Source organism: Algoriphagus sp. CAU 1675 (assembly GCF_029222925.1).
Lineage (GTDB): Bacteria > Bacteroidota > Bacteroidia > Cytophagales > Cyclobacteriaceae > Algoriphagus.
This window is the reverse complement of sequence record NZ_JARHUI010000002.1, coordinates 85,329-110,113: the sequence shown is the minus strand read 5'-3', so window position 1 is coordinate 110,113 and position 24,785 is coordinate 85,329. Positions and strand designations below refer to the sequence as shown.

At 43.5% G+C, this 24,785-nt stretch carries 23 protein-coding genes; 4 read left to right on the top strand and 19 right to left on the bottom strand.

The features are described from left to right. Positions 1 to 27 precede the first annotated feature (27 nt). The 6 genes from P2G54_RS04520 to P2G54_RS04495 form a co-directional block, all read right to left on the bottom strand. Positions 28 to 567, bottom strand: a complete 540-nt coding sequence (locus P2G54_RS04520) for a methylated-DNA--[protein]-cysteine S-methyltransferase (RefSeq protein WP_275868661.1) — start codon at positions 565 to 567, stop codon at positions 28 to 30. Positions 568 to 628: 61 nt separating this feature from the next. Continuing rightward, positions 629 to 1,054: a nuclear transport factor 2 family protein gene (locus P2G54_RS04515; RefSeq protein WP_275868658.1), complete on the bottom strand. Its 426-nt coding sequence runs from the start codon at positions 1,052 to 1,054 to the stop codon at positions 629 to 631. A 52-nt stretch (positions 1,055 to 1,106) separates the two neighbouring features. After that, positions 1,107 to 1,979, bottom strand: a complete 873-nt coding sequence (locus tag P2G54_RS04510; RefSeq protein WP_275868655.1) for a cation diffusion facilitator family transporter — start codon at positions 1,977 to 1,979, stop codon at positions 1,107 to 1,109. Positions 1,980 to 2,044: 65 nt separating this feature from the next. Continuing rightward, complete coding sequence (locus P2G54_RS04505; protein ID WP_275868652.1) at positions 2,045 to 3,367, bottom strand: APC family permease; 1,323 nt, start codon at positions 3,365 to 3,367, stop codon at positions 2,045 to 2,047. Between the two features lie 131 nt (positions 3,368 to 3,498). Continuing rightward, positions 3,499 to 6,084: a cation-translocating P-type ATPase gene (locus tag P2G54_RS04500; protein ID WP_275868649.1), complete on the bottom strand. Its 2,586-nt coding sequence runs from the start codon at positions 6,082 to 6,084 to the stop codon at positions 3,499 to 3,501. 85 nt (positions 6,085 to 6,169) lie between these two features. Continuing rightward, positions 6,170 to 7,303, bottom strand: a complete 1,134-nt coding sequence (locus tag P2G54_RS04495) for a DEAD/DEAH box helicase (RefSeq protein ID WP_275868646.1) — start codon at positions 7,301 to 7,303, stop codon at positions 6,170 to 6,172. A 263-nt stretch (positions 7,304 to 7,566) separates the two neighbouring features. On the opposite strand from P2G54_RS04495, the gene P2G54_RS04490 reads away from it, so the two are divergent. Genes P2G54_RS04490 through P2G54_RS04480 form a run of 3 tightly spaced genes read left to right on the top strand, consistent with a single transcriptional unit; the run spans position 7,567 to position 12,066 of the window. Then, complete coding sequence (locus P2G54_RS04490; RefSeq protein ID WP_275868644.1) at positions 7,567 to 10,107, top strand: c-type cytochrome; 2,541 nt, start codon at positions 7,567 to 7,569, stop codon at positions 10,105 to 10,107. A gap of 17 nt (positions 10,108 to 10,124) precedes the next feature. After that, positions 10,125 to 11,219, top strand: a complete 1,095-nt coding sequence (locus P2G54_RS04485; protein WP_275868641.1) for a TIM barrel protein — start codon at positions 10,125 to 10,127, stop codon at positions 11,217 to 11,219. A gap of 49 nt (positions 11,220 to 11,268) precedes the next feature. After that, positions 11,269 to 12,066 (top strand): glucose 1-dehydrogenase, encoded by a 798-nt coding sequence (locus P2G54_RS04480; RefSeq protein ID WP_275868639.1) that lies wholly within the window; start codon positions 11,269 to 11,271, stop codon positions 12,064 to 12,066. A gap of 48 nt (positions 12,067 to 12,114) precedes the next feature. Here the strand turns inward: P2G54_RS04480 and P2G54_RS04475 are convergent, their stop codons facing one another. The 8 genes from P2G54_RS04475 to P2G54_RS04440 all read right to left on the bottom strand — a co-directional run bounded on the left by P2G54_RS04475 (position 12,115) and on the right by P2G54_RS04440 (position 20,760). Further along, complete coding sequence (locus P2G54_RS04475; protein WP_275868637.1) at positions 12,115 to 13,446, bottom strand: GntP family permease; 1,332 nt, start codon at positions 13,444 to 13,446, stop codon at positions 12,115 to 12,117. 160 nt (positions 13,447 to 13,606) lie between these two features. Beyond that, on the bottom strand, positions 13,607 to 14,893 hold the full coding sequence (locus tag P2G54_RS04470) for an MgtC/SapB family protein (protein ID WP_275868635.1): 1,287 nt from the start codon (positions 14,891 to 14,893) through the stop codon (positions 13,607 to 13,609). A gap of 58 nt (positions 14,894 to 14,951) precedes the next feature. Further along, positions 14,952 to 15,758, bottom strand: coding sequence for a metallophosphoesterase (locus P2G54_RS04465; protein WP_275868633.1), 807 nt, complete (start codon positions 15,756 to 15,758; stop codon positions 14,952 to 14,954). A 138-nt stretch (positions 15,759 to 15,896) separates the two neighbouring features. Further along, positions 15,897 to 17,771, bottom strand: a complete 1,875-nt coding sequence (locus tag P2G54_RS04460) for a prolipoprotein diacylglyceryl transferase family protein (protein WP_275868631.1) — start codon at positions 17,769 to 17,771, stop codon at positions 15,897 to 15,899. Beyond that, positions 17,768 to 18,529: a hypothetical protein gene (locus tag P2G54_RS04455; RefSeq protein WP_275868629.1), complete on the bottom strand. Its 762-nt coding sequence runs from the start codon at positions 18,527 to 18,529 to the stop codon at positions 17,768 to 17,770. The genes P2G54_RS04460 and P2G54_RS04455 overlap by 4 nt, the downstream gene beginning before the upstream one ends. Further along, positions 18,526 to 19,125: an ABC transporter ATP-binding protein gene (locus tag P2G54_RS04450; protein ID WP_275868627.1), complete on the bottom strand. Its 600-nt coding sequence runs from the start codon at positions 19,123 to 19,125 to the stop codon at positions 18,526 to 18,528. Before P2G54_RS04450 ends, P2G54_RS04455 begins: the two co-directional genes overlap by 4 nt. Then, positions 19,122 to 19,937, bottom strand: a complete 816-nt coding sequence (locus P2G54_RS04445) for a hypothetical protein (RefSeq protein WP_275868625.1) — start codon at positions 19,935 to 19,937, stop codon at positions 19,122 to 19,124. The genes P2G54_RS04450 and P2G54_RS04445 overlap by 4 nt, the downstream gene beginning before the upstream one ends. A gap of 1 nt (position 19,938) precedes the next feature. Beyond that, the gene (locus tag P2G54_RS04440; protein WP_275868623.1) at positions 19,939 to 20,760 is read right to left on the bottom strand and encodes a hypothetical protein; all 822 of its coding nucleotides are present in this window, start codon (positions 20,758 to 20,760) and stop codon (positions 19,939 to 19,941) included. 227 nt (positions 20,761 to 20,987) lie between these two features. Here P2G54_RS04440 and P2G54_RS04435 point away from each other — a divergent pair, with 227 nt between their 5' ends. Next, positions 20,988 to 21,425 (top strand): hypothetical protein, encoded by a 438-nt coding sequence (locus P2G54_RS04435; RefSeq protein WP_275868620.1) that lies wholly within the window; start codon positions 20,988 to 20,990, stop codon positions 21,423 to 21,425. A gap of 71 nt (positions 21,426 to 21,496) precedes the next feature. Here the strand turns inward: P2G54_RS04435 and P2G54_RS04430 are convergent, their stop codons facing one another. The 5 genes from P2G54_RS04430 to P2G54_RS04410 all read right to left on the bottom strand — a co-directional run bounded on the left by P2G54_RS04430 (position 21,497) and on the right by P2G54_RS04410 (position 24,567). After that, positions 21,497 to 21,859 (bottom strand): cupin domain-containing protein, encoded by a 363-nt coding sequence (locus P2G54_RS04430; protein WP_275868618.1) that lies wholly within the window; start codon positions 21,857 to 21,859, stop codon positions 21,497 to 21,499. Positions 21,860 to 22,129: 270 nt separating this feature from the next. Beyond that, the gene (locus P2G54_RS04425) at positions 22,130 to 22,861 is read right to left on the bottom strand and encodes a hypothetical protein (RefSeq protein WP_275868616.1); all 732 of its coding nucleotides are present in this window, start codon (positions 22,859 to 22,861) and stop codon (positions 22,130 to 22,132) included. A gap of 86 nt (positions 22,862 to 22,947) precedes the next feature. Next, positions 22,948 to 23,646, bottom strand: a complete 699-nt coding sequence (locus P2G54_RS04420) for an aspartate/glutamate racemase family protein (RefSeq protein WP_275868614.1) — start codon at positions 23,644 to 23,646, stop codon at positions 22,948 to 22,950. A 47-nt stretch (positions 23,647 to 23,693) separates the two neighbouring features. Continuing rightward, positions 23,694 to 24,104 carry a VOC family protein gene (locus P2G54_RS04415; RefSeq protein WP_275868612.1) on the bottom strand — a complete coding sequence of 137 codons (411 nt, stop codon included), beginning with the start codon at positions 24,102 to 24,104 and terminating at the stop codon, positions 23,694 to 23,696. A gap of 187 nt (positions 24,105 to 24,291) precedes the next feature. Continuing rightward, positions 24,292 to 24,567 carry a thioredoxin family protein gene (locus P2G54_RS04410; protein ID WP_275868610.1) on the bottom strand — a complete coding sequence of 92 codons (276 nt, stop codon included), beginning with the start codon at positions 24,565 to 24,567 and terminating at the stop codon, positions 24,292 to 24,294. Positions 24,568 to 24,785 lie beyond the last annotated feature (218 nt).

Here is a 24,785-nt window from a genome sequence, read left to right as displayed (position 1 = left end):
GACAGATGTTTTTTCTTTTTTTGAGATTCAAAAGATGGCTAATTGGCCATTGCCTGGACTAATGCGGGCTTTTTCAAGCTTCAGGAGTTGTTTTTTTGCTCCCAATCCTCCGGCATAGCCTACTAAGCTTCCATCTGAACCGATAATTCTGTGGCAAGGAATTAGAATGGAAAGTGCATTGGCTCCATTGGCAGAGGCCACGGCCCGGTTGGCGTCTGGATTCCCGAGTTCCTTGGAAAGTTGAAGATAGGTGCGGGTTTCTCCATAAGGTATTTTCATCAAAGCCGCCCAGACCTGTTTCTGAAAATCAGTGCCGATTAACAGCGTTGGAATGTTAAATTCTTTTCTTTCCCCTTTGAAATATTCTCCGAGTTGGGATATGGTCTCTTGAATAACAGAACTATCTCCGGATACAAATTCGGCACTCAGTCCTTTTTGGATCCGATGATCCACCACACCCCGCATACTTCGGAAAGTCCAGTCACAAAGACATAGCTTATCTTCAAAAGAACCCAACAGGAGTTCACCTACAGGGCTTTGGAAGGGTTGTATAACTATTTTAGGCATGGTTTTAAAAATAAATTGTACTTAAACTACACTTTTGTATAAAAATAGGAAAAATTATGACTTATCGTTTGTAGGCTTGGCGAGCGAGTAGTTTCCAGTTTCCTTTTTCCTTGACCCAAATCATCATGACTCCCAGACTGAGAGGGATATCCTGACCGTTGGCTGAAATCACCCCATCCACCATATGTCTTAGAATCGCGAGGTTTGGACTTGGAGTTTGTATGCTAACTTCACTAACATCCCAACGCTGATAGTCATTGCTCTTATTTCTAAACACGTCCAAAAAAGCTTCCTGGTCTTCAATGCCTCCGCTGGAATGTCCATAACTCAAGTCTTTGGAGGTAAGGGATTGGAGTGCCTCAACGTTCTCATCCAAAAGCGCTTGGTTGAATTTTAAAAAAGAAGCCTCAACGTCTTGTTTGGCTTGAGCGAAAACCTGAGTCAGGGAGAGAAATAAGGCCAGGGAAAGCAGGGAAAGTCGTTTCATGATTGTATTAAATTTGGTTTGGATGATCAGTTGGGGTCCAAAGGGTAGCATCTTAATCCCCGTAGGGCTCAATATGAATCAAAACATGGCCGAGCTGGGGGAGCTCTTTCCTCAGCGTATCCTTCAGATCATGGGCTATATCATGACCTGCTTTTACACTGAGTTCTCCGTTGACATTCGCGTGTAGATCCACATGGTATTTCATGCCCGCCTTCCGGATAAAACACTTCTCCGTGTCTTTTACACCTTCTACAGTAAGGGCTATTTTTCGAATTTCCTGGGTCAAGTCTTCGTGGGAATCCTCATCCATCACTTCTCCCAATGCGGGACGGAAAATTTTATAACAGTTGTAAAGAATAAAGAGAACTGCAACCAATGCTGCGTAATCATCTGCCACTTCATACCCTTCTCCTCCAATAATAGCAATCACAATTCCGATAAAAGCAGCGATCGAAGTAATGGCATCACTGCGATGATGCCAGGCTTCGGCTTTTAATGAGGAGCTTTTTAGGTTTTTGCTCCGACTCATGACCAACTGAAAGGAAACTTCTTTCCAGAGAATGATGGACCCTAAAACCAATAAGGTCCAGTTTTCAGGCCCCTGATGGGGAGTTTGGATATTGGATATGGCTTGCCAGGCGATGGTAGCCGCCGACACTATCAAAAAGCCAACTACCAAAAAAGTGACCAAGGGTTCTGCCTTTCCATGACCATAGGGATGATTTTCATCAGCGGGTCTGGCTGCGTATTTCAGCCCTATCAAAATCAAAATCCCGGTAAAAACATCTACTACTGATTCGATAGCATCCGCAATCAGCGCATAGGAATTCCCCAATATTCCAGTCAAAAACTTGATCCCAGCAAGGACAATATTGCCCAACATGCTGAAAATCACAGTACGGATTGCTAGGTTAGAAGGGGTCATTTAGCAAATTATACAAATTCTTCGATTGCTTGGCTTTTTTGAAAAAAATGGGAAAGGGCTCAGCCTTAGTTTTCCTGATCTTTATTTTTTTGCTGTTTTTTTCCAACCCAGTACAAAGCAGACCCAATCATTATAAACAGGGCCGTCATCCATACGGAATTCCAGCTTACCTGAAACATCAACCAGATGCAAGCCAGAATCCCCAACGCAGGGATGAGGTATCCTCCTTTTAAGATGAATCTCCCTTCCTGCCTGAATTTCGGTCTCAATACCGGAATTGCAGCACAGCTCATGATAAATAAGAACAAACGGGACAGAACCGTCATTGCTGCCAATACGGTGAAGGAACCCATTGCTGCCAAAACAAAGGCCGCCAAACCAAAAAACAGGACGGAGTTGGCTGGGGTAAGGTACTTGGGATGAACTTCTCCAAACCATTTTGGAAGTGAGTTTTCCAGAGAAAGGGCATAAGTAACTCTTGTAGCCGAAAACATTGAGCTGATAAGATTGGCTAAGACAGAAGTGGCAACGCCGATCATCAGTACAACTGCTCCTGCATGTCCAAAAAGAGCAGAGGATGCATCCAAAAGGGGAGTGGTTGATTCGGCCAAGTTGGGAACTGCCGCTTGGGATACGACTTGGATCAGCATATACAAAGCTGCGACAATACCCAGTCCCAGCAATAAGCCCATCGGCATATCACGCTCCGGACGTTTGGCTTCCCCTGCAGGTACAACCGCCCCTTCAAATCCCACAAATGCATAAATCAACAACAATGCAGCACTTCCAAGATCTGAGATTGGAGGGGCAGGACTGCTAAAATCAGGAATGACTTCTGAGCCAAGAATGCTAAATCCTCCCAAAACCAAACCGATCAATACGGCAAACTTGATAATGGTAAAAAGGGTCATGGAGCGGATGGACTCCACAGAGCCCACCATGTTTACCAAACTCAAGACTATGCAGGTCAAAGCAAGGGAGATTAATCTTCCTGTACCATCCCCTGCAACAGGGATAAAATAGGCGATGCTGTCTGTTAGAAGTACTGTATTAGCCGAAAAGGAAATCAAACGCGCAAGGTAATACAGCCAGCCTCCCTGAAAACCAATGAAAGGTCCAAAAGCCAAAGTCCCATAGCGTATTGGTCCACCCGTTCCTCTAAAATAACTGCCAAGTTCTGCAAAGGACAAGATGACCGGCAAGATCAAAAGTGCACAAAAGGCGTAGATCAGAACACTATATTCTCCGGCAAGTGCAGCAGCTCCACTGGGAAGCCCAAAAATCCCCGCCCCGATCAGGCCATTTACCACCAACATCCATATTCCCCAAAGCCCTAGATTTCTTGGTAATTTTTCCTGGATTTCTCCCTGCCTGGTATTTTGAATCACGATTCTAAAAGAAATTTGATTTTACTCTGATTTCGGAAGATAAATGAAAAATACTATTTACATGCAGAGGAAAGGGTTCTATGGTCAAAATTCAATGGGACTTTGGGATAAATTCAATAATTTTTTCCTGCTTAATCTGTATTCTTTTGGTGCTTGTTTTTCAATTTTCTCCGGACAAATTTTTCAAGTTCCACTGCATGAAATAGGATTAGTGCCATACTGAAACAGAAAATCAGTTCTTCCAAGGACAGCGCCTGAGTTTTGAATAGATAATTAAAAGAGGGGAGATAAATCACTGCCAATTGAAATACCATGGTCATAGAAACCGCAATCAATAGAGGCATGTTGGAAAAAAATCCCTGTCGGTACAGGAAGGTATGGTCGCTTCTGACTGCCATGACATGGGCAAGTTGGGAAAAGGACAAAACGGCAAAAACCATGGTTTGCCAGTGTTCCTTTCCGGTTTCCAAAGACCAATATTGTGTGAAGAGTGTTAACCCGGCCATCAGGATTCCCACCCAAATAATATGGTAGCCCACTCCATCTGAAAAAAGGCTTTCCTGAGGTTTTCGAGGAGGGCGTTTCATGACATTTTTTTCAGAGCGTTCCCCTGCAAGGGCCAAAGCAGGCAGTCCGTCAGTGACCAAATTGATCCAAAGAATATGAATGGGCAATAGCGGGATGGGAAGTCCCAATACAGGTGCAAGGGCAATAGTCCATATTTCAGCGCTATTGCAGGTCATGATGTATTTGACAAACTTCCGGATATTGTCAAAAATCCTTCTGCCTTCCTTCACCGCATTGACTATGGTGGAGAAATTATCATCCAGCAGGATCATATGTGCGGCTTCCTTACTGACATCGGTTCCGGATATGCCCATGGCGATTCCCATGTTGGCAGCTCGCAGGGAAGGGGCGTCGTTGACCCCATCTCCGGTCATGGCTGCATAATGCCCTTTCGCTTGTAGGGCACGGACTATCCGGAGTTTTTGGTCTGGGGACACCCGAGCATATACGGTGGTTTTTTCTACCTTATCGGCAAACTCCTGATCATTCATTTGGGCCAGTTCCGAGCCACTGAGCACTAAATCTCCCTCGTTCCAGATTCCTACGTCCTGAGCGATGGCTTTGGCGGTAGCAGGATGATCTCCAGTTATCATCACAGGCCGTATTCCCGCTGTCTTGCATTCCTCAATGGCAAGATTGACTTCCTCCCTTGGAGGATCTATCAGCCCTACTAACCCAATAGCTTCCAACTCACTTTCAAGTTCGGTCCATTGGTTTTCTTCAGGTAAATGATCCACTATTTTCATGGCAAATGCCAAAACACGGATTCCTTGGCAAGCCCATTCCTGGGATTTTTCCCTGAAATGATCTGCCTTTTCCCGGGATTGTAGAAGGCTGGCAACAGATTCACTTGCTCCTTTGGTAACGACTAAGTATCGGTCTCCAAATAGATGGATGGTACTCATTCTTTTTCTTTCAGAATCAAAAGGGACTTCACCAATCCGCTTAAAAGTACTGTTGACTTTTTTGAATTCTTCAAGGGAGGTTTGGAAAATGAGCTCTTCCACCATGGCTAGTTCGGTCGCTTCTCCTTGAGGTACACTGTTTTCATCTAAGTGTACGTCCTCATTGAGCCCCATACTCAAAAGCAAATTGTTGATTCCTGAAAAAAGAGGGGCTGTACTCTCATCTTCCATTTTCACCACCTTCATTTTGTTTTGGGTGATGGTGCCTGTCTTGTCAGTGCAGATGAAGGTGACGGAGCCCAGACTTTCCACAGCGGGTAGCTTTCGGATCAACGTATTCTTTTTGGCTAGTCTGGCGGCCCCGAGAGAAAGGGCGATGGTGATCAAGGCAGGAAGAGCTTCCGGGATAGCAGCGACAGCCAAACTGACAGTCAGCAGTAGCAATGGTAAAAATTCCTCACCCCTTAGCCATCCCAAACCAAACAGGAAGAGACAAATCAAGAGAATGATATAGGAAATCATTTTTCCAAATCGGTTCATTCTTTCCTGAAGGGGAGTTTTTCCTTCCTTTTCCTGTAGCATGCTGGCGATTTTACCCAGCATGGTGTCCATACCTGTGGAGACCACAATTCCTTTTCCCCTTCCACTGGTGATCAAAGTGCCTTTGAAAGCCATGTTCTTTTGGTCACCGGGATTTAGGTTTTCGTCCGTTAAAAGTAAAGTGGATTTTTCGACAGCTACGGATTCCCCGGTAAGGGAGGATTCATCTACTTTCAATGAAAAAATTTCCAGTAACCGGATGTCTGCCGGAACCATGTTTCCGGCTTCGAGGAGAACCAAATCCCCGGGTACCAGCTCTTCTGACAAAAGGGTGAGTAGCTGACCTTCCCGGATTACCTTAGAATGGGGCTGGGTGAGCTTTTTCAAGGATTCCATGGCCTTTTCAGCTCTGTATTCCTGGACAAATCCCAAAATGGCATTCAGGATAATAATCACCAGAATAATGATTGTGTCAGTGATTTCTCCTGCTATTCCGGAAAGTAGAGCCGCAATGATCAGAATGCTGATCATGAAATCTTTAAACTGACCCAAAAAAAGCTTCCAAGCCGGTTGTTTCTTTTTTTCGATGAGCTTGTTGGGGCCCTTGGAAAGAAGGCGATTGGCTGCTTCCTGTTGAGAAAGTCCTGAAGGCCCCGACTTTAGGGATTCATAAAGTTCTTTTTCTGAAATGGAGAAAAAATTCATGGTTGTTTTCAGGTCTTCACACCCAAAATACAAAAGAATTACTTCCTATTCAGTGACAGAAGAGGTTCTTTTCAATTATCAAAAATTAAAAATCCAAATCTTCCGAATTGAGCAGTTGAACCCGTTTTTTCATTTTTTTCTGAATGACCTTGAAATGGTGAAGCTCTTCTTCCGTTATCAGGGAAATAGCCTCGCCTTCGGCTCCGGCACGACCGGTCCTTCCTATCCGGTGTACATAGTCTTTTGGAGATCTTGGGAGCTCATAGTTGATCACTACCGGTAAAAACTTAATGTCTATTCCTCTGGCAGCAAGGTCAGTGGCGACCAAGACTTTTGTTTTTCCGGATTTGAATCTGCTCAAAGCCTCTGTTCTTGCCCCTTGGCTTTTATCTCCATGGAAGGCTACGGCTTCAATCCCGTTTTTATTCAGTTTTCCCACTACGTTGTCGGCAGTCCTGATGGAAGAAACGAAAACCAAGACTTGACTCCAGCCCTTTGAGCTGATCAAGTGTCGGAGGAAGGGACCTTTCTTTTCCGGACTGACCCGGTATGCGTATTGATTGATCTGATCCACCCCAATGGATTCAGGTTGCAGGGAAATGCTGACTGGGTTTTTTAATAATTTTTTGATTACATCTTCTATGTTTTCGTCTTGGGTTGCGGAATAGAGGATGTTTTGACGCTTTTTGGGAAGTTGAGAAAGAATCTGATCGACCTCTTCCTTGAATCCCATGTTGAGGACCTTGTCCATCTCATCCAAAACAAGAATTTCCACATTTGAAAGAGAAAGTGCATTTCTGGAAAGCAGATCCAACAAACGCCCGGGAGTGGCAATCAAAATATCCGTCCGGTTCAGTTTTTTCATTTGGGGGTTGATGGATACCCCGCCAAATACGGCGAAGGACTTGACTTTTCGGTCCAGAAAGCGACTGAATTCCTCTGCTACCATGGCAACCTGAGACGCAAGTTCCCGGGTGGGAACCAAAACCAAAACCGGAACAGACCTCCCGATGGTCTCCTCTTTTTTCTGTAAAACCTGAAGAATGGGAAGTATATAGGAAGCGGTTTTTCCTGAACCAGTGGGCGCAATACCAAGAACATCCTTTCCGCTCAATACAGCAGGAATCCCTTGAATCTGTATGGGATAAGGGCTTTCATAGTTCGCTTTCTCAATGGCTTTGAGTAATTGGTCGGATAATCCTAGGTCTGAAAAATTCATAAAGGAGATTTTGGGCAAAGTTAAGCTTTGTAGTTCAGGAATTTGCCTTTAAGGTGGATTCATGACTTGAATCATTGGCTTTTTCTTGGATTTGATAGAAGAAGAGTAAGCCTACTTTTTTATTATCAGCCATTCAGATAAAACCTGTTTGTGTATCTATAGAATATATATCAAATTACAACTAAGGGATTTACCTCTCGCTTCACTGAATTGAATTAGAGATAATCCCTCAAATCTTCAAACCCAAAATTACCCTATTGACTATGTCTTTTTCCCGCATTCTATGCAGCGCCTTTTTTATTGCAATTGCGCTTAGTTCCTGTAAAAAGCAAGGTCTCCTTGAGGAAGAAGGACTTTCCCCGGCACGAACTGCAGAGGAGGAATTGGAGACCTTTCAGGTCGAGCCAGGATTTCGTGTGGAGTTGGTGGCTTCTGAGCCACTTGTGGAAGATCCCGTACTGATTGACTTTGATGAAGATGGAAGACTCTGGGTGGTGGAGATGAGAGGCTATATGACGGATATTGAGGGCAGCGAGGAAGATCTTCCTATTGGAAGAATATCCGTATTGGAAGATGAAGACGGGGATGGGAAAATGGATAAATCCACGATTTATCTGGACAGCCTGGTCATGCCGCGGGCTTTGGGATTGGTTTCCGGTGGGGCTTTGGTTGCAGAAAATAATTCCCTTTGGTTTACCAGGGATTTGGACGGAGACCTCATAGCTGACAGCAAAGAACTGTTGGACTCTACGTATGCGTCCAACGGGATTCCCGAGCATTCCGATAATGGTTTTTTGAGAAACGTAGACAATTGGTATTACAGTGCCAAATCCAGACTGAGATACCGCTATGAAAAGGGGGCTTGGATCAGAGATAGTACAGAATTCCGGGGACAATGGGGTATCGCCCAGGATGATGAGGGGAGGTTGATTTATAATTACAACTGGTCCCAACTTCATGGAGATATGGTTCCAGCTAATTATTTGTCCAGAAATGCCAATCATCAAAGTAGCACTGGAATAGACCATGGGTTGACCATTGACCGGAAAATATTTCCAATCCGATCCAATCCGGCTGTCAATAGAGGCTATATACCGGGAACCCTCAATGAGGAGGGCAGACTTTTAGAATTTACATCTGCATGCTCACCTGTAGTCTACAGAAGCCATCTTTTTCCAGGAGAGTACTATGGGAATATGTTTGTCATGGAAAATGCCGGAAATATTGTAAAGCGGAATGTGGTCCGGGAAAACGGGATTTTGCTGGAGGCACATGACCCCAATCCCGGTAGGGAGTTTTTGGCATCCACAGACGAAAGGTTCAGACCTGTGCATGGAGCCATAGGCCCTGATGGAGGACTATACATCGTAGACATGTACCACGGGATTGTGCAGCATGGATCGTATATGACTCCATACTTGAAGGAGCAAACCCTGGAAAGAGGCTTGGAGACTCCGGTTCATTTGGGAAGGATATGGAGAGTAGTTCCGGAAAATTCTCATTATAAAAAGCCAGAAAAACTTTCGGAGTTAGAAGACGGGCAATTGATTTCTTTTTTAAGTCATACCGATGGTTGGTATAGGGACAGAGCTCAGCGATTATTGGTTGAAAGAAATAATAAGGAAATAGTGCAGAATTTGAAAGAACTCCTGATCAATGGAGAAAGTGAGTTGGGAAGGTTTCATGCCCTTTGGGTTTTAGAGGGGGTGCATGAGCCTTTGGATGAGTCTATGCTGATACTCCTTGAAGATCCAAGCGTACTCATCCAGACCAATAGCCTTAGAATTTTTGAAGGCCAATCCTTGGAAGATGCATCCCTGCGTCAAAAACTGGGCAGTGCCATGGCTCGAATCTCTGAAAATGCTTCTGAAAAACTAGCACTTCAATTGGCTTTGAGTGCCGGAGTTTTGGAAAAGAACCAAGCTGCATCCATTCTTTTTCAGGTAATACAAGAACATAAAGACAGTCCTTTGATACGGGATGCGGTGATGAGCAGTTTGGAAAATGCTGAATATGCTTTTCTGACTCAAATACTCAAAGATCCTTCTTGGCAAAATCAGGATACAGATAAAGAAATATTTCTGGAAATGCTGACTGCTGCTGTGGTGAAAAATGGAGAAATCGGGGAGATAAAAGAACTATTGGTGATTTGCGACCAGCCCGATTTTACCTGGAAAGAAGAAGTGATTTTAGGTGCTATGGCCATTCATGCCTCCGATCAGGAAGCTTTGGGTTTAGTGGCATTGGATTCTGAACCTGAGCTCTTTCAAAGAGAAGACCTTCCTTTGGAAGGGACCCGTTTGGAAATGCTGAAAAGACTGTTTTCATTGCCGGGTTTCTCACCTGGGGAAATTGCTTCTACAGGGAATTCTCTGGATGATGCAGGAATGAAACAATTTGCCCAAGGACGGCAAAAATACCTGGCCAGTTGTGCCGGATGTCATGCCTCCAATGGCAAAGGGGTGAATAGAATGGGGCCACCTCTTGCCGGATCGGAATGGGTGCTTGGAGATGAAAAAAGGCTTTCCCTGATACTTCTCCACGGGATAGAGGGCCCTATAGAAGTTGCTGGTAAAAAGTATGATGCACCGGATATTCTTCCGGTTATGCCTGCTCATTCCACCATGGATGATGGAAGTATTGCAGCTATTCTTACCTATATCCGAAACGAGTGGGGAAATCAAGCCCCACCGGTACAAGGCAGAACTGTCGGAGGGGTACGCCATACCTCACAGGGAAGGGTGTATCCTTGGTCCGCTGCCGAACTGAACCAACATATGGAATCCCTAAACAAAGCCCAATAACCTTTAAAACTCAGCCTATGAACTTATCCGAAAAACACTTTCGGCCGACTGTCTCCAGAAGGGACTTTCTCAAATCCTCAAGTGCCAGCGCCTTGGCTCTTGCATTTCCTTTTTCAATGATTCCGGATTTTCTCAGGGATATACCCATGGGGGTAGTGGTGCATTCTTATGGGGCAAGATGGGGTTCCAAGGCAGGAAGCACCAAATACCCTGCATTTCAGGATGCGATTGACATGATGGAGCACTGCAAATCCATAGGAGCAGGAGGGATTCAGGTCATGGTGAATGGCTGGGAAACAGACTTTGCAAAAAAGGTCAGGGATGCCAGAGAAAACCTTGGGCTTTATTTGGAGGGGAGTATTTCCATGCCTAAAAGCAGGGATGATGTAACCCGTTTTGAGAAGGAGGTGAAAGCAGCCAAGGAAGCCGGAGCGACGGTACTTAGGACGGTTTGTCTGAATGGAAGGCGCTATGAGAATTTTGCCTCAGCCGGGGAATTCCAGGGTTTCAAGTCCCGCGCGTTGGAATCCATACATCTAGCAGAGTCCATAGTCCGGAAGCATCAGGTTCGTTTGGCTATTGAAAATCACAAGGATTGGAAGGCCAAAGAATTGGCTGAACTGATCCAAAACCTGGGAAGCGAGTGGGTAGGAGTGACCCTGGATTTTGGAAATAATGTCTCACTTCTTGAAGATCCGGATGAGGTGATAGAAGTTTTAGCTCCCTACTCATTTTCCACTCATGTGAAAGATATGGGAGTGAAGCAGAATACAGAAGGGTTTTTACTTTCCGAGGTTCCTTTGGGAGAAGGAATCGTGGATTTGAAAAGGGGAGTGGAGCTATGTAAGAAACACAATTCCCAAATCACCTTTTCCCTGGAAATGATCACTAGAGATCCCTTGGAGGTTCCTTGTCTGACAGAAAAATATTGGGCTACCTTCGGAGATTTTCAGGCAACTGACCTTGCCAAAAAGCTGGACTATATCCGAAGTAAGGAGTCTAAAAAGGATTTGCCTAAAGTTCAAGGCTTGAACTCTGAAGAGCGCTTGGCTTTTGAGGAAGAAAACGTAGTGGCTTGCTTGGAGTATTCCAAAGCAAACCTTTTATCTTAAGAATTATTGCTGAATCAAAACTCTCAATTACCAATTAAAACAATTCGACATGTTTCAAAAAACCGATTTCACTCAATTACCGGGAATAAAACTTTTTGATCTGAGCGGTAAATCCGCAATCATAACGGGAGGGTCCAAAGGCTTGGGCCTTGCGATGGCCGCTGGCTTGGCATCTGCCGGAGCCAATGTCATGCTGGTCAGCAGAAACAAACAGGAAGGTCATGAATCCGCGAAGCAGATAGCCCAGGAATATGGAGTCAAGGCGATTTCCTTTGCTGGTGATGTCAGTGAGGAAAGTGCCATGGAGGAAATGGCCAAAACAGCCTTCGAGGCATTTGGAAGCATTGATGTCTTGATCAATTCCGCAGGGATCAATATCCGTGGAGCTATTGACGAGCTGACCCAGGAGGACTTTAATCAGGTGATGAAAATCAATGTCAATGGTACCTGGTTGGCTTCCAAAGCAGTAACCCCTTATATGAAAAACCAGAAAAAAGGTTCCATTATCAATTTGGCAAGTACGCTTGGTTTGGTTGGCTTGGCTAACCGGACTCCTTATACCGCAAGTAAAGGCGCTGTGGTTCAAATGACCCGGGCATTGGCTTTGGAGCTTGCACCTTGGAATATTGCTGTAAATGCCATTTGTCCTGGACCCTTTTTGACAGAAATGAATTTGCCCATAGCAGATACTGAAGAGGGTAAGAAATTTGTGGTGGGTGCTACGGCCCTAGGCCGATGGGGGAAGCTCTCAGAAATTCAGGGAGCAGCGATTTTATTGGCCTCCGAAGCAGGGACCTATATGGTCGGGTCCATGGTGACAGTCGATGGGGGCTGGACAGCTCGATGATATGTAAAAGGCAGTTTCAATTAAGGAACTGCCTTCATTTTTTGTCTTTTATTCGAAAAAGAGGGATAGGACGTAGATGACGGAAATTGCTGACAGGGACATGATCAGCGTGCCCAAACTGTGGGATTTATTTCCTTGACGGATGCTCATCCCGGAAAGTTGGGTTACTACCCAAAAACCACTGTCATTCGCATGGGAAATTGCCAAGGCACCTGCACCCACTGCCAAGGCAGTAAAAACTTTCATGGATTCGGAGTCCAAACCTAAAGATCCCAAAAGAGGAGCGATAATGGAGGCCGTGGTGATCATGGCTACTGTGGAGGATCCTTGGGCGGTTTTTAATGCAAATGCAATCAAGAAGGGAAGGAATATTCCCCAGCTTGCACCGCTCATTCCCGAACTCACCAAATCTCCTATTCCTGAATTTTGGAGCATTTTCCCAAAAACTCCACCTGCTCCCGTAATGAAGATCACCGGGGCGGCTATCAACATGGCTTCCCCTGCCCATCCAGAAGCGGAAAGCATCTTTTTGTCCAGCTTTTTAGGAAGGGAAAACGAAAGCAAAGCCCCGATAAACAAAGCGACGAAGGGAGTTCCCAAAAACTCTATGACCGTATAAAATCCACCTTCCCCAAAAGGTTTGGTAGGATACTTGGCAATGGAAGCCAGGATGATCAGAATTAGAGGGAATATGATGGGTAAAAAAGACTTGAAAGCGGAAGGGAATTTATTTCTGTCAGGCGCTGTGTCATTGGTTGCCATTTTAGCTTCCAAGGGGATTTTGGTTACAAACTTATTTACAAAAATATAGCCCGGGATCAAGGTGATCAGGGAGACGATGATCCCCCAGAAAATCATCAATCCCAAATCCGCTCCCAATAAACCTGCCGTAGCAATCGGGCCTGGAGTGGGTGGGACCAGGGAATGACTGCACATGGCTCCCAAAGAAAGTGCGATCATGGTGGCTGCATAGGAAACTTTACTCTGTACTGAAAGGGATTTGGCAATTGGGTTCATCATGATGATGGTGCTGTCTCCGAAAACCGGAATGGAAAGCACATAACCTCCAAGCATCATGGTCAGGTTGACCGATTTTTTTCCAATCCAACTCAGGATTTTTTCTGCGATCACGATCGCTCCCCCAGTTTTTTCCAAAAAGGTGCCCAATATTACCCCCAACAAAATCAATAAACCCACAGAACCCAATACTCCCCCAAAACCTTCAGATACGGACTTGATGATTAACTCAGTGGGCATACCGGACATCAGGCCATAGAGAATAGCCCCGGAGAAAAGAGCCAAAAAAGGATGAATGTCGAACTTTAAAATTGCCAATAAAATAAGGCCGAGGGCCAAAAGGATCAGGAAAAGGGTAAGCATTTAAGGAACGGATTTATTTTGGGTTTTTGTAACTATGCCAAAGGCTATGGCAGAAATTAACTAAAAATCAGCAATAAAAAAGTCCTTTTGATGTAAACACAAAAATGCCTAGTCCAATGGTAGGAACTAACAGAAGGAAGATCTCTTTTTCCGGTTGGGATTATCTAAATACCAAAACCAATAAGGCTGCTAAAAAAAATGCCCCATATCCCCAAAACAAATCCTTTCTGAGTGCAGAGCTTCCTGCCCAGGCTCCGATCGCAAATTTGAAAATGGTATTGGAAATAGAGGAAATCAATAGTGCCACAAAGGCGATGGAATAATCCAGTTTCAGGTCCGCAAGCTTGGAGACCGTGATGGTAATGGCATCAATATCGGTCAGACCGGCAATAGCACTGGAGATCAGGATTCCCCGCTCCCCTAAGTTTTCATTTGCATAGCTCACAATCAATAGGATGGCAACATAAATCAATCCAAACATAAGGGCCCCGGGTATGTCCAGAGGTTTGCCTTCCGGTAATTCGGTCTTCACTTGCTTCTTTTCCTTTTGTTTGAAAAAATAGAAAATGGTCATGCCAAACCCACTCAGAAAGACCAGGAAAAACTCAAGGTAAAGGTCGTTGAAGAGTCCCTTGTTGAAAACAAAGGTCCACAGCATCACCCGCAAAATCATAATGGAGGAGGAGGCCATGATGGCAACTGAGCAACTGGAGGAATACCTGGGGCTTTCTTTACTTTTTTTGGCAAATATCCAAGTAGTCGCAGTACTGGAGACCAAGCCTCCCAAAATCCCACTCAAGAGAATTCCTTTTTGAGCTCCAAGAAACTTGATCAGGATATATCCCAAAAATCCCAAACCGGAGGTCAGGATTATTACCCAGCCGACTTCTCGAGGATTGAGAACTTGATAGGGTCCAAAAGTTTGATCCGGAAGGAAGGGGAAAACCAACAAGGCTATGACCACAAACCGAATAAAGGCATAAAGCTCGTCAGGAGTGATTTTACCGATGATCCTGATAAATCTGAATTTGGAAGAGAGGAATACCACCACCAATACCATGATCATCAGACTGAGCTCGATGATACCGAGAAAAGCCAAGGTGCCAAGGACAAAACTGATCAACACTGAAAATTCAGTAGTAGATCCTATGTCTCCTTTAGTTGCCGTGACCCAATAGGATACCCCGGTAAGGATGGCAACGGAAATCAAAATTCCCAAATACACCCAAGGGGAAAGAAGAAAATAAGTCAGGCCTGCCATGAAACCCAAAAGGGTCACAAAGACAAATGAACGGATTCCTGCAAATCCGGTGACCTTTTCAAGAAATGCAGCATGCTGCCTCTCCAGTCCAATGACCGCACCAATCCCCATTGCAACCAATAACCTTAGGATAAACTCCCCCTGGGTCAAGCGGAAGGTTTCGGTGTCTATCAGCAGGCTTTCCATAAGAAGGGTTGGTTTTGTCGTCGAAAAGCAGAATTAATGCCTTTAGCTGTATTCAGGGTCAAAGTGTATGTCCATTCAGGATGGTTCCATCTTTTACCGTCTTAAGGTAGGAAATGGTTTTCCCATCTTCCCCCACTTCACAGACACGGTAGGAAGGGAAGGGGTTTCCCCAACTTCCACCAAAGTGTCCAGACCAGAGGAAGGCCTTTTTCTTTCGAAGCATGATCCCATCCACATCATGATCATGGCCATGGAAAGTAGCCTTTACATTTGGATAAGCTGCGATTTCGTCTAGGATTTCCTCGCAGGCTACTCCATGCCTGGTCCAGTCGTTTTGAGAAATATGGACAAAAACAAATACCTGGGAAAGTTGCTTAAACTCCTCCAGTTTGGCTTTTAGAAATGCCAGATCTGCGCATAGGTATTCTCCAGCTTCATTGGAACAATTAAGCAGAATAATTCCCTTGTCTTCTTTTTCTACAAAGGCAAAATCTTCAGGTTGGTCCCAGATCTGAAGCCAGGCTTCTTTGGTTACTCGATCATGGTTTCCCCTGCATACATAATAGGGGTAGTTCAACTGATCATATACTTTTTTTACCTCCGGCATCCACTTGGGGTCATCATGGATCAAGTCCCCGTTGAATACCACAAAATCCACTCCCTGTTCCCGGTTGATCGCATCTATCAGTTGGCGGTGAGAACTTTCAAAATCTGTATCCGGCTGTCCATAATGTCCATCGGAAGCAGTGATGAATTTGAGTCGTGTAGCTTTTGGGAATTCCATTTTCCCATAGGTGATAAATGGCATGGTCATTAAAGTGGAGCCAATGAGGCTGAGTTTTTGGAGGAAAGGCCGACGTTTCATTAAGTTAAGTTAATAAGGACTATCAAAATGAAAAATAAGACAGTTCATTCACCTTTAAATTTTCTGAAATCAGTTAAAGATTGGTTTTCTCCCCCTTTTTGAAATCCCTTCCATTTCAATCTTCATTTTGGAAAAAAATCACACCAGTCTGGAGAAACGGGCATTGGAAAACGGGAAATCTATCCCCATCGCAAAAGCCGTAAATAAGCCACCGGAAATCGCAGAAAGAATCGTTTGCCAGCCAAAGGATGATGGGTTCAATTCCACAGAAATTGGGATCATGGTCATGCTGATTCCTATCAAGACGGATAGAATGGCGGTCCATTGATATAGCCTAAGGCCTTTTAAAATCGGTGTTTGAACCTCACCCCGGTAGGCTTCCTCTACAAAGCGTCCTATCCCGTTTAGAATCAAATAACTGCCGAAAATGAAGGAAGGAGAAAAGCCATTTCGCCAGAGTGAGAGAAGTATAAAACCCGCCCAGAAGAGCCAAATTATTGAATACAATGGGGTTGGGTGTATTAGTTCTCCTTTTAGATGTGAAATGCCACAAACTCGGGAACGTTCATGAAAATAACGAATCCCGATGTTGGGGTCTGGGACCTTGCTTCCATGACAGCAACCATTTACCAAACAGCGAAAACGACCGATTCCTTGTACCCATGGCATCACTACGGAAATCACTCCAATGATCACCCAAACATCAAACCCTAATGCCCAAACCACGGTACTGGCGAAAATTATCCCAACCAAAGCCCCGTAATACCCAAAAGGTCGTTTCAGTTTTTCCGACCCTTCTATGATCTGGGCCCAGAGGGCTGAAAATATAATGACCACAAAGGCAAACATTAAAATTGCCCAGGAATAAGCATCCCCTACTAAATACCCGGCAAGTGCAATTCCGAAGAAGGAACCAAAACCAACATAAAAGCCATGGTTGATGACCCTTACCTTTCCAAAAATCCATTCCTGCCATGAATTGGCGATTTTTTCCGCAGTGTTTTTTAAGAAAATCCAGATTTGGAAATAATAGCCTCCAATTAGGAATAGGAAAATTGAAGTGAAAACATGGAGTATTGCCGAACGGCTAAACGAAACTTCTATGGCCAGCAAACCTGCTGTGATCAAACCAACCAAAAAGCCTAGCCTTTGATCTTGTTGAAAAGCAGATTTTACGGAAAGTAAAAGCATGAAAATAGGAACTGTGTAAACAGGCATTTGCTCTATTGGGAAAAATTGGGCTCCAATTTTCGGATATAGCAAGGCCAAAAAAGTGGAGACTGCAAGGGCAATTAGACCTGAATAGGACCAATTACGCAAAATATCCTTCCTTTTGAGAAGGAAAGGCATGGTCAGTAAAAGTAAAGTCGGAAGGAGAAGAAATTGGATGTTTTCGGAAATGGATCCCAAAACCCAGGGTTTGCCGAAAAGTGGAGTTGAGCTTCCAACCAACAAAGCAATGATGTAATTGCTTGCTCCCAAGCTCAATGCCGCCCAAAATAAAGCTACAAGTCTATCCTTTGTACTCGCAGGAGCTTCTCTGTTTTCAGGAAGGTCTAAAAGGACCCGGAAGGATTCATCAGGAAACCGTTCTTTCAAATCAATGGATTCATACCCCAGCACAAGAGCGACCATGGCCAGCAGGGTTATTGGGGTGACGAACCAAAGACCACTTGGCGATTGGGTTACAATAAAATATCCCGTGAGAAATAGGCCGAATCCGATATAAATTGGATGTCGGAGAAAATGATAAGGCCCTTTTGTGACAAAATTTTTGGGCGGAAAGGCATTCATGGGCAGACCTTTCCCGAATTTCTTTAAACTATACATCGCCCAAAGCATGAGTAAGCCTCCTAAAATGATCAAAAACCAACCCGATCCGATGGAATCAATAACAGGCAGATTTATAAAATCTTCAGTTTTTTTTGCCCAAAACCAGAGTAATGCAGGAATAAGGACCAGAAACGTGAGAGCATAAAATATCTTGTTCAAGAGTGTTTTTCCAGTTTTCATTTTGTCCGCATTTTGTAGAAAAAGGTAAGCATAGAGAAAAATAAAAATATTGATCCATAGGCTAAACTGTACATCGTTGATGAGGAAGAAGAAAAGTCTGTGACTGCCGTAATGATGCAGGTTTGGGAAGGAAAGTAAGCCGGGAGAAATTTGATAATGATTTGATTTTGCGCCTCGGCATAGAAAAGCGGGTTCTGTAGCCAGCCCACATCAATGTTTACCAACAAGACAATCATCAAAATCCCCTCTAATTCTCCTTTAATCAAACTACCAACCGCAAGGCCATAACTTCCATACACGAACCCTATCAGGACTAAACCCAGAATAAATTTTTCAAGGTGCTCGATGGAGTAAAAGGCATTGGTGAGAAGACCAACATAGACGGCGATAAAGGTGATCACTAAAACCAATACTGTTAAAATCGAGAGAAGCAATTCTACCGGGTGGTATCCGCAAATGATGAGTCGACGGTTTACCAGGTTGTTTTTTTGAATCAGATTGAGAGCTAAGAATGAAACCAAAAAACCAGAGGAGGCAACTGAGAAAAAAATAAAGGAGATGCCATTTTCACTGATGTTTACAAAAATATCCTCCCCAACAGAGGCAAGTTGAAATGGTAGAATTCGATCCGAGGAAGTAAGTTCAACAATGGTTAAGAAAAAAGCCGGGATGACCAGAATTAACAGGATCACTATTTTTTGCCGGACTAGCATCCGCAAAATCATTGAAACGCCCGTGGTGATTTTCTTGACGCTCATACCAGAATCCCGTTTTCGAGTTTATAAATGCGGTCAAGTCTTACTTTTTCGCTCAACAAATGAGTGACGATTAGGATGGCACAACCTTGGTTTTTTAATGTAGTAGTATAGTTCCAAAATCGTTCATAGGTCTCCCAGTCAAATCCATTGTATGGCTCATCAAGAATCAGTAAGTTGGGTTGATGGAGAAGGGCCAGTGAGAGGTTGAGTTTCTGTTGTGTCCCCCCGCTTAGGTTGATTATTCGTTCCTGTTTGTACTTTCCGAAATTGAAATGGTCCAGCAACTCCTCAGTTCTCAATTTCGATTGAGTCTTATCGAGTTCATAGGCAATTGAAAAATAATCAAAATGCTCTTTTACAGTCAGATGTGAGAAGAGCATTGCTTTCTGAGGGCAATATCCCAGTTTTCCATTGATGTGGACTTTTCCTTTTTGAGCCTTTTTCACCCCAACGATTATTTCCATTAGGACGGTTTTTCCCGACCCATTTTCTCCGACTATTCCCGTAATAGAACCGGGCTCCAACAAGAAATTGATGTCCTTCAAAACGGGTTTTCTTCCAAAAGCCTTTTCAATATTTTTCACTTCTAAAATCATGGGGTATCGGAGTTAAAGTTTACCCATTCGTGAATGGCTGAACCTTGGACAGTGGAACATCCCTTTTTTTGAAATTCGCACTTGCTAAACCATTTGTGGTTGGTTGCGGTAAGGAAATTTTGGTTCATCAGATGATTGAATCCCGGGATAAAGCGCAAAATATTTTTGACAACACTCCCTATTTTCTTTTCGGATTCCAGTACAATCCCGCGATCGAATGTGAGTGAAAAGCCCTCTTCTGTTGAGGAAAGTTGATCGTTCTCAATGGTACATTCGGAAAGCCTTTTTCTATTGAGCCATACCCATTGCTGCTTTTGGTCTCCTCTCAGTTCAATCCAGACCAAAGTATCCTGAAAGGAATGAAACCTTCCCCAACGGAGGTGATTCATGGGGATGTTCCAAGGATAGGTGGTCAGAGTTAATAGTTCGGCGTAACCTGTGCCTTCAAGAGTTTTGTCCTTGATTTTTAACTGGACATTGGATGCTGGCTGGAAACAGTTCCAATCCAGGTAGCCTTGGTGATCCTCAACTATCCGTGCCTGAATCGGTGTGGATATAGCTTGCCAACTTCCAGAAATTTGGAAAGCGTCGTTTTTCCAGGTAATCAGATTGCCTTTCTTCTCCGGAAGATTGACATGTCTAAAGTGCGACTCCACTTTTAGTCCACTTTGGGTTTGGTAGTTTATCCAACTTGCGTAGTGTACTGTAATGCTTTTGAACGATAATTTAGCTGCATAAAAGATCATGATTTCACCATTCCTGCCCACAAAATCGAGGTACCATTTTTCCAGATGAAAATCAGATCTTCCCATTTTACGCGATGGTTTTGGTGTCTGAGATTACTTTTTCAAAAACTTTCCGGGCTGGATTTTCATAGACCAATGAAAAGGTCATTCTTTCAAGCAAGGAAAAATTGCCTTCCGGGATTCTGCGGTGGTGTTCTTCAAGAAGGAGCAATCCGTCCTTTGCTCTTTGCCTCAACCATTTTTTGAGCTTCAATGAATTCGGATTCTTCAGATCTTCCTGGTCTATTCCGAATTGCTCACATTCCTCTTTTGAAATATTCACGAAACCAACTGCCAGATCTGTTTCTATATCTTCTATATCGAACTGGTAGCGGCATGCAATCCCAAGCGGCTCCAGCAGCAGGTATTTTTCAGGGTCATCATTGAATACTTTCAAGGTGGCTTTGATTGTTCCCCTGATGTCCAGCAGGTGGAAGTGATGCATCAAATCCTTTTTGGGGAAAATGATCATTTTTCCTCTTCTGTTGGCATCGAAAAGCAGGGAATTCAAGATGTCCTCAGTCTCGTTATTAAATTCCTCCCCGAACTTTTTTGCCAAGTCAAAGCAATAGCTCATCAAATGATCCACCTCGTCTTTTGGGTCAATTGGGTTTTTCGAGAATTTAATTTTGCCCAATAGGTAATCACTTGCAGAATGATAGCCTTCAGGAAGGGGAGCATCTCCGTCCACAATATCATCCAGATAGCGCATCAAAACATAGTAGGATTCCAGGAATTCACCTCTTGTTGGTGCAAAAGCAGCATACTTAAAAACTCGTAGGTAGCGGAGAAACACACGGTATTTCCAGCCCCTCGTTTCGAGCATGTGCCTATATACTCTTTTGCGCATTTCGGCAGGATTATTTATTGCTCCCATTTTCAAATAAGACGTTTTTAAGGAAACTCGATTGCCCCAAGGATTTGAAAATTTCCTAACCCCGTTCAATAAATTAACCAGAAAAGTGAGATAAAAAAAGTGTCGGAGAATAGGTGGCTTTTATTTTTTAAGCAATGGTTTTTTCACTTTTTAAGGTTTGTCAAAGCAAAGGAGGTAGAAGCTTTATTACCAAAGGGCCAATGCTGTTTTTTACCGTAAATGGGCAATTGGCAGGAACAAAATTCAATGTCAATGGCAAAAAAGCAAAGCTTGAAATCTCTGCAAAAGCTCTTTCTCCTGAAGGAGAATTGCCGGTGGAAATTGTCTTCAATGGGAAGGTGATCCAATCAGGGACAAGTATGAATGAAACGATCATCCTTGAAGACTCCGGCTGTTTGGCTGTTAGGACGAACGGAGCCCATTCCAATCCTGTCTTTGTCAATTTCAAGGGAAGGCCAGCCGGCATGTCCGAACCAGCAGAAAGGTTTATTGAAATTACGGAACAGTTGGAAGAGTGGGTCAACACCAAAGGTTTGTTCTACTCAGAAGAGCAAAAGCAGGAAGTGCTGAAGGTTCTGGAAGAGGGCAAAAATGTCTATAGGGGAGTAATAGAGACCGCTAAAAAATTCGGGCGTTAATCCTTGAATCGATAGAAATGAAAAAACCGGGTAGAAGTCGATTCGCCCGGTTTTTTTACTATTGCCTTACCTTATATCCAATTCAATTTTTCTATCGTTTGCTCGACTTTAAGATCACCGGTATGAAGGGTGGTCTTGGGTTCTATAAGCATTACCAAAACTTCTTCATCTTGGGTCCATGGTTTGTGTTCCACTCCTTTTGGCACAATTAAAATCTCTCCTGGTTCTGTTTGGATTGTTTTTCCATCTCTAAAGTCCATCATTAGCGTGCCACTCACCACGACAAACATCTCGTCCTCTTCCTGATGGCTATGCCATACCAATTCTCCTTTAAGCTTTGCCAGCTTTACATAGTTTTCATTTAACTCCCCTATGATATAGGGATGCCAGTGCTGATTGATTTTGGAGAATTTTTCTTTCAAATTCACTTTCATGAGACAAATTCTAGTTGGGTTATTCTATTATCCAATTACTGATTTTTTCTAAAGCCACAGGTGCAAATGTTTGTTCAATTTGAGGGTATTCAGAAAGATGACCTGTTTTGCTTTCCTGAAATAAATGATTTAATCCTTCTAACAAAATAACCTCCTGCTTTTTGGACTTGCTTGCTGCCAGATCCTTCCGGAAGTGAAAGTGTTCCTGCAAGGGTTTTACCCGAAATAGTGGGAGAGAGCCGTATTTTCTAGGTTTTGCCGGGATAGAGCTTACCCTTTGATGAAGCTTTCTAAAAAGTTCTGCACCGCTTCTGATTTGCCAATTGGTGCTAGGAAACAGGTATAAATATTCACTCCCACTGCCAGGTAAGTACCTGGGTGTTTAAGGTTTTTAAATTTCCATGCAGTCAGTAAAAGCAGTCCGATAATGATGAATTGGGCATAATACAAAGGCAGCATTATGTCTATGTCAGGCCAAGTGTCCATGTGAATCCCCACATAGAAGTTTTGAACACCCCGGCCCAAAGCAGGCATCATGATTATAAAAACGGAACAGATCAACCACCAGGCATGATCTTCAAGCTTTTTTCTGTTGAGAATGCTCTTGATGACGGCAAAGCCAAATGCAGTAATTTGAGGGATTTCAACCGCAGCCACCCCAAAGAAAAACCAAGGTTCAAAGGGACCGAAAATTTCCGGCATTTGAGCTGCATTTTGGGTGGTAACAATATCTCTATGCATCATGCTCAAGGCAGTTATAGTAACGCCCCCCGCTAAAAACATACCTATAATTCCATTGGTACGGTGCTTTTCCAGCTTTCCATGCGTGGCATAATAAGGCTGGATAATCAAATAGAGATACCATATCGTACCTGTCCAATAATGAATATGGACCGACCAGGCGTTGTCTGAAAAATCTCCCCAATAATCCCTGAAAATTCCAAGTTGCATAATGACCATTGGGATCAACATCCACTTGTATAGGTCCTTGTATTTCTCCATTTGCAATAGGATTTAATTATTAAAAAATTGATTTACAGCAAATTAATATACAAAAAAATCCTCTCCTTGTTATTGCAAACAGGGGCTTAGCTATTCTTTACTATCCATTCTACGGCTTTTTCTGCATGTAATCTTGTGGTATCAAAAACAGGGATATTTACATCGGAACTCGAAATCAGTAAGGGGATTTCGGTACAGCCCAGAATTACTCCCTCAGCTCCATTTTTTTCAAGATTGTGGATGATTGCCTGATACCTCTCTCTGGATTCTCCTTTGATTTGTCCATGAACCAACTCATCATATATGATCCTGTGCACCTCTTCTCTTTCCTGTTCATTGGGGATGATGACCTCGATTCCAAATTTGCCGGTTAGCACTTCTTTGTAGAAATCCTTTTCCATGGTAAACTTCGTTCCAAGCAATCCGACCTTCCTCAGGTTTCCTTTTACAATTTCCTCCCCGGCAGCCTCGGCAATATGAAGGAATGGAATTGATATGGCCTTCTGAATTGCTTCGCTACACAGATGCATGGTATTCGTGCATAAAACAAGAAGGTCTGCTCCGGCATTTTCCAGTCTTTTTGCAGCGTCTGCCATTAGGGTATCCAGCTCGGCCCACTTATCCTCCCGCTGTAGCTTTTCAATTTCAGCAAAGTCAACTGAGTACATGATGCATTGACAGGAATGAAAGCCTCCCAGTAATTCATGTACCCTTTGATTGATCAGCTTGTAATACACTGCTGAAGATTCCCAACTCATTCCTCCGATCAGTCCTATTGTTTTCATGGTATTTTCAATTTCTTCTGTAGATCCAGTTATTCATTATTCAAAGACTAGCAAAGGAAAATCCATTGGATGCCATACTTGTCGTAGAACTGACCATAGATTCCCATGGGCAACTCATGTAGATCCTGCAATCTGCTGTTGTTGGTTCCATCCTTTAGTTTGTCAAAAACCACCTTCATTTCCTGATAATTATCCCCGGTAATGAATAGGGCAAAGGTATTTCCATGTACCGGGTCAAATTCCGGCGAGGCCATCCAGTCCGTAGCTTCTATTTCAATCAGGTTGCTCTTCAAATGGGCATTGATGATTCTGGCATGTTTCTCCGGCGGAAACTGATCTTTCATGGGCGTGTCAGCCAACTTGGTTAACCTTAATTCACCACCAAGACAATGGTGGTAAAAAGTCATCGCCTCGGCACAGTTGCCATCAAATAAAAGAAATGGGTGGCTCCTCAACATATTTTCAGGATTTGGAATTTTTGATTGCTTTCTTGTGCTTAAGCCTTCAACTTGGCGGTGTTTGGTTCAAGCCCTTCAAAATTTAGCAAAACACTGAATAAAATCCACGAAACCATTTGGTGCAATTACTGCCAGAGGATCACATCTAATTGAATGCAATTTTATGACAGTATCGTTGGAGATACTTCTATTGGGTCATTTTTACCAAGCGATCCAAATAGTTTAATACCTCGTAAACAGAAAAACTTCTCGCAAAACGGTGCATTTCTTGGCCATCAAACTTGATGATTACCACCGGAAGGGTAAACACCATGGATTGTCCTGCCAGCTCTGCCTCTTCTTCCACATCGATCACACGAACGTTGACCTCAGGAAACTCCTCTTGTACAGCAGGTAAAAGTTTGGGTTTAAGCACCTGACAGACTCCACAGGTTTTGCCGGAAAAGAATAAGAGTTCAATCATTTTTTAAATCAGTCAGGGTTTAGTCAATATTCCCAAAATACAAATTCCAAAGGATAGGAATGGGTATAACCTAGATTAATACAGAACAAAACCTCGTGAGGTGGTATTATTAAAAAAACTGATAATTATATAGGATTCAATAGAAACACTACAAATTCTTTATTCCAAAGGCAAAAAAAATCCCTTCAGGTTTTTACCAAAAGGGATTTGTTAATAGA